The organism is Saccharomonospora halophila 8 (genome assembly GCF_000383775.1).
Lineage (GTDB): Bacteria > Actinomycetota > Actinomycetes > Mycobacteriales > Pseudonocardiaceae > Saccharomonospora > Saccharomonospora halophila.
In genome coordinates this window covers 1-5,499 of record NZ_KB912495.1, presented here as the reverse complement: position 1 = coordinate 5,499, position 5,499 = coordinate 1, and the positions used below count along the sequence as shown (strand labels likewise).

Annotated in this window: 4 protein-coding genes; 3 read left to right on the top strand and 1 reads right to left on the bottom strand. The window is 73.1% G+C overall.

The window, feature by feature from the left end:
* Positions 1-539 (top strand): LppX_LprAFG lipoprotein (locus SACHA_RS0104275; RefSeq protein WP_019807475.1); only part of this gene is annotated, 539 nt, incomplete at its 5' end.
* Positions 540-561: 22 nt separating this feature from the next.
* Here the strand turns inward: SACHA_RS0104275 and SACHA_RS0104270 are convergent.
* On the bottom strand, positions 562-2,154 hold the full coding sequence (locus SACHA_RS0104270; protein ID WP_019807474.1) for an alpha/beta hydrolase: 1,593 nt from the start codon (positions 2,152-2,154) through the stop codon (positions 562-564).
* A 155-nt stretch (positions 2,155-2,309) separates the two neighbouring features.
* On the opposite strand from SACHA_RS0104270, the gene secA2 reads away from it, so the two are divergent.
* A complete protein-coding gene (secA2, locus tag SACHA_RS0104265; RefSeq protein ID WP_408640314.1) occupies positions 2,310-4,622 on the top strand; it encodes an accessory Sec system translocase SecA2 in 2,313 nt (770 codons plus the stop codon).
* A 49-nt stretch (positions 4,623-4,671) separates the two neighbouring features.
* On the top strand, positions 4,672-5,499 hold an 828-nt coding region (locus SACHA_RS0104260; protein ID WP_028662876.1), incomplete at its 3' end, for a nitrilase-related carbon-nitrogen hydrolase.

The window sequence follows — 5,499 nt, the reverse complement described above, 5'->3', positions numbered from 1 at the left end:
CGCTGCCCGGACTGCCGGTCCGGACGGTCGAGGGCGTGGCGACCCGCGACGGGGGCCCGCACGGGTTCGCGCGCGGTGCGGCGGACGTGCAACGGGGGACCGAGCGCCACCGGTACGACTACGTGCTCGACGGTGCCGAACTGCGGTTGACCGACTCCGACGACAGCACCACGGACCGGGACGGCGGCGTGGGCCGGACGCGGCCCGCACCCGGCCCGCTGACACCGGCACGGCTGCTCGATCCCGAGCACGGGCTGACCACGCTGCTGCGTGAGGCCACCGCGCTGGAGACCGAGAGCCGGGAGGAGCTGGACGGGGTCCCCAGCTACCGGGTGGGCGGCGAGCTCGACCGGGAGGTGGTCGCGGAGTTCGTGCCCGGCGTCCACGACGACGTCGCGGTGAAGTTCTGGGTGGCCGGGCACGGGCGGGGACATCTGCTGCGGGTCTGGATGCAGGTCCCGCCCCGGCAGAAGAACGAGGGCGCCGTGATGCTGGAACTCGCCCTCGACGGACACGAGACCGCCGCCACCGGGTCCTGATCCCGGCGGCGGCGGTTCGGCGTCACGCCGGACTGCAGCGGGTGCCCTCCGGCGGCAGGGTGCCACTGATCAGGTACTCCGCACCCGCCTCGTCGATGCAGTCGTTACCCGCCGTCAGGAACGCACCGTGCCGCGCGCTCTCGAACGTCAGCAGTCTGCCGCCCAGGGCCTCGGCGAGGCTGACCCCGGCCTCGTACGGGGTCGCGGGGTCACCCGTCGACGAGATCACCAGCGGGGGCGGGACCCCGTCGACGTCGGGCAGCCGTGGCTCGGAGGTGTGGTCGACGGGCCAGAACGCGCAGGGCCCGCGCGCCGACGACGGGGGCAGTCCGGGGTCGAGGAACTCCGCGGCGTCCAGCGCCTGCCGTTGCATCTCGGCGTTGCGCTCCCGGTCGGTCACCGGCGGCTCGTCGACGCAGTTGACCGCGGTCAGCGCTTCGTGCATGTTCGAGTAGCGGCCGTTCGGGCCGCGCTGCAGGTAGTTGTCGGCGAGCATCATGAGGGTCGTGCCCCGCCCCTGCGCGAGCTCGGTGAGCCCCCGGTTCAGCATCGGCCAGCTCTGGTTGTCGTAGAGCGCGGCGATCGTCCCGGTGGTCGCGTCCTCGTAGGACAGCACCCTGCCGTCGGGGAGGTCGACGGGCCGGTCGAGCAGCGGGCGGGTCAGGTCCTGGTACGCCCCGACGGCGCCGGCCGGATCGTTCCCGAGTGCGCAGTCCTCGCGCCCCGTACACCACCGGGCGAACTGGCCGAAGGTGTCCCCGAAGCCCTCGTACTGCGCCACCAGGGACTCCATGGCGTCCTGTTCGGGGTCGACCGCGCCGTCCAGCACGAGTGCGCGGACGTTGCCCGGGAACCGCTCGGCGTAGGTGTAGCCGATCCGCGTGCCGTAGGACCACCCGATGTAGGTCAGCTGCTCGTCCCCCAGCACCGACCGCAGCACGTCCAGGTCGCGGGCCACGTCCCGGGTGCCCAGGTTGGCCAGCATCTCCTCGCCGTGCTCGGTGCGCTCGGCGCACTGCCGGCCGTACTCCCGCGCCTCCCGCTCGGCCTCGGCGACGGCCTCGGGGCGCCCGTCGTACTCGTCGAGGTCGTTGCGGTCGGCGTCGATCTCCTTGTCGGTGAAGCAGTCGACGGCGGGCTCACTGGCCTGCACCCCGCGCGGGTCGAAGCCGACGAGGTCGAACCGCTCGGCGAGCCTGCCGTCCCATTCGCCCTGGGTCATGTACGCGGCCCGGGACATGCCGGATCCCCCGGGGCCGCCCGGGTTGATCACGGCGGAGCCGAGCCGCTCGCCGCCGTCCTCGGCCGGTTGCCGCAGCAACCCGAGGGAGACGGTCTCCCCGGCGGGTTCCGAGTAGTCGAGCGGGACCGTCATCCGCGCGCACTCGACGGTCTCGGGGACCGTCGAGAAGGCCTGCCGCGTGTAGGCGGATGTCGCGTACGGTGCGCATTCGCCCCAGTCGAGCTGCTGGGAGTAGTAGGTCTCCAGCCCCTCGGGGACCGGGCCGGCCGGTGCGGTCCGGTCGGGGGACTCCGACGCCGGCCCCGAGCACGCCGCGAGGACCGTGACGAGCAGGACGGTTGCCCCGGGCAGGTAGCGTTTCCGTGTGAGCACGTTCGCGATCGTGCCACTTCCGGACGATGCGGGAACCGTACGGTACCCGGACGCGTTACCCGCTCGGTGCATGAACGGAGCGCTACACGCTCGGTAAGAAACGGAGCGTTACCCCGCTCCGGGACGAACAGGGAGGAGAGACACTGGTGGCGCTGATGGGCCGGGTCGGCAAGAGGATGCGGCGACTCCTCCAGAAACCCGCCAGTGTCGAACTGACCCGGTACGAGGCCCTGTTGCCCGCCGTCGCCGAGCGCGGGGACGAGCTCACCGGACTCTCCGACGAGGAGCTCACCGAGCGGGCGACGGCACTGCGCGACGCGACCGGATTCGACGACGGGACGCTGACCGAGATCTGCGCGCTCGGCAGGGAGGCCGCGCACCGGCGGCTCGGCGAGCGCGCGTTCGACGTCCAACTGCTCGGCGTGATGGGCCTGCTCACCGGACACGTGGTGCAGATGGCCACGGGTGAGGGCAAGACCCTGGCGGGTGCGCTGGCCGCGGCCGGGCACGCGCTGCGGGGCAGCCGGGTGCATCTGATCTCGGTGAACGATTACCTCGCCCGCCGCGACGCGGAGTGGATGCGCCCCGTGTACGACCTGCTGGGAGTGTCCGTCGGCTGGGTCGAGCCCGCCCTGGACGCGAAGGAGCGGCAGGCGGCCTACGACGCCGAGGTGTGCTACGGCGCGGTCAGCGAGATCGGCTTCGACGTGCTGCGGGACCGGCTGGTCACCAGGGTCGACGACCTCGCGCAGCCGGAGCCCGAGGTGGCGATCGTGGACGAGGCCGACTCGGTGCTCGTGGACGAGGCCCGGGTGCCGCTGGTGATGGCCGGTTCCGTGGACGCGGGCGTGGCCGACGAGGAGGTCGCCGACATCGTCCGGCGGCTGCGGGTGAACCTGCACTACGAGACGGACCCGGACGGGCGCAACGCGTGGCTCACCCCCGAGGGGGCCTCGGTGGTGGAGAAGGCGCTCGGCGGGGTGGACCTCTACGCCGAGGAGGCCACCGACCGGCTCGCGGCCGTCAACGCCGCCCTGCACGCGCACGCCCTGCTCACCCGGGACGTGGACTACCTGGTGCGGGACGGCCGGGTGCAACTGATCAATGCCTCCCGCGGCCGGGTCGCCGAGTTGCAGCGCTGGCCGGACGGGCTGCAGTCGGCGGTGGAGGCCAAGGAACAGCTCCCGCCGTCCGACCACGGCGAGATCCTCGACTCGATCACCGTGCAGGCACTGCTCGCGCGCTACCCGCGGGTGGCGGGGATGACGGGCACGGCGGAGGCCGTGGCCGAGCAGCTGCGCGAGTTCTACCGGCTGGAGGTCGCGGTGATCCCCCCGAACACCCCGAACATCCGCGAGGACCTGCCGCACCGGGTGTTCAGCACGCCGACCGGCAAACTGCGGGCGATCGTGGCCGAGATCCGCTCGGTCCACGACACCGGACGGCCCGTGCTGGTGGGGACGCAGGACGTCGCCGAGAGCGAGGAGCTGGCGGAGAAGCTGCGCAAGGCCGAGATCGAGTGCGTGGTGCTGAACGCGCGCAACGACGCGGAGGAGGCGTCGGTGATCGCCGAGGCGGGAACCCGCGGCGCCGTCACGGTGTCCACGCAGATGGCGGGCCGCGGCACCGACATCCGGCTCGGGGGCGCGGACGGCGCCGACGCGGAGCGGGTGGCCGAGCTGGGTGGTCTGCACGTGATCGGCACCGCACGGTATCCGAGCAGCAGGCTCGACGACCAGCTCCGCGGTCGGGCGGGCAGGCAGGGCGACCCGGGCAGCTCGGTGTTCTTCGCCAGCCTCGCCGACGAACTGGTGCTGGCGCACGCGCCGGACGTGGCCGACCTGCCCGCCGACGAGGACAGCGGCGAGGTCACCGACCCCGCGGCGCACCGGCAGATCAACCACGCGCAGCGGGTCGCGGAAGGCGTCGATCTGGAGATCCACCGCAACACCTGGCGCTACACGCGGCTGATCGAGCACCAGCGCGCGGAGATGCTGAAGTACCGCGACGAGGTGCTGCGCACCGAGGAGGCCCGGCGGTTGCTCGCCGAGGCCGAGCCGGACCGCGTCGCCGAGCTGGCCGAGGCACTCGACGCGGCGACGGTGGACCAAGCCTGCCGGGAGATCGTGCTGTTCCACCTCGACCAGCTGTGGGCCGACCATCTGGCCTTCCTCACCGATGTCCGGGAGACGATCCATCTCCGGGCGCTGGCCAAGGAGGCACCGCTCGACGAGTTCCACCGCACCGCGATCCCGGCGTTCCGCAAGATCCGGGGCGAGGCGGAGTCCCGGGCGGCGGCCACCCTGCGCGAGGCGGAGGTCACCGCGGACGGCGTCGACCTGGCGGGAGCGGGCGTGCGCAGGCCGACCTCGACGTGGACCTACCTGGTGCACGACAACCCGTTCGACTCGGACGCCGAGCAGGCGCTGAAGAAGGTGCGGGCGACGCTGCGCAAGAAGCGGGACTGAGGCACCCGGCCCACCTCCGGCCATGGCGGCGCGGGGGACAATGGGGGTCATGCCCCGACTGCGGATCGCCCTGGCCCAGGTGAACACGACCGTCGGCGACCTCGCCGGGAACGCCGACCTGACGGTGGCGCGGGCCCGTGAGGCCGCCGCGGCGGGGGCGCACCTCGCCGTGTTCCCGGAGATGTCGCTCACCGGATACCCGGTGGAGGATCTCGCCCTCCGGACGGCGTTCTCGTCCGCCTCGGCGGACGCGCTGCCGCGGCTGGCCGCCCGCCTGGCCGAACAGGGGTGCGGCGAGCTGCTCACCTGGGTCGGCTACCTGGACGCCGACGCCGCCGGGCCGCGCAACGCGGTGGCCGCGCTGTACCGGGGCGAGGTGGTGGCCACCCAGTACAAGCACCACCTGCCCAACTACGGCGTCTTCGACGAGCGGCGCCACTTCGCGCCCGGCACGGCGCTCGACGTGGTGCGGGCGCACGGCGTGGACATCGGTGTGGTGGTCTGCGAGGACCTGTGGCAGGAGGGCGGACCGGTGACGGCGCTCGGCGGGGCGGGTGTCGACCTCGTCGTGTCGCCGAACGCCTCACCGTACGAACGGTCCAAGGACGACGTGCGACTCCCGCTGGTGGCACGCCGCGCCGCGGAGGCAGGGGCCCCTGTGGTCTACACCAACCTCGTGGGCGGGCAGGACGACCTCGTCTTCGACGGGGACTCGATCGTCGTCGGCGCCGACGGGACCCTGCTGGCGCGGGCACCGCAGTTCACCGAGCACCTGCTGGTGACCGACCTCGACGTCCCCGTGGGCGGGCACACGGCCGAGGGGACCTTCGCCGGCCTCTCGGTGCGCCGCCGGGTCCTCCCCGGCGACGCCGCGCCG

Coding starts and splice junctions, on each gene's coding strand:
- secA2 (WP_408640314.1), top strand. CDS start 2,310: ATGGGCCGGGTCGGCAAGAGGATGCGGCGACTCCTCCAGAAACCCGCC.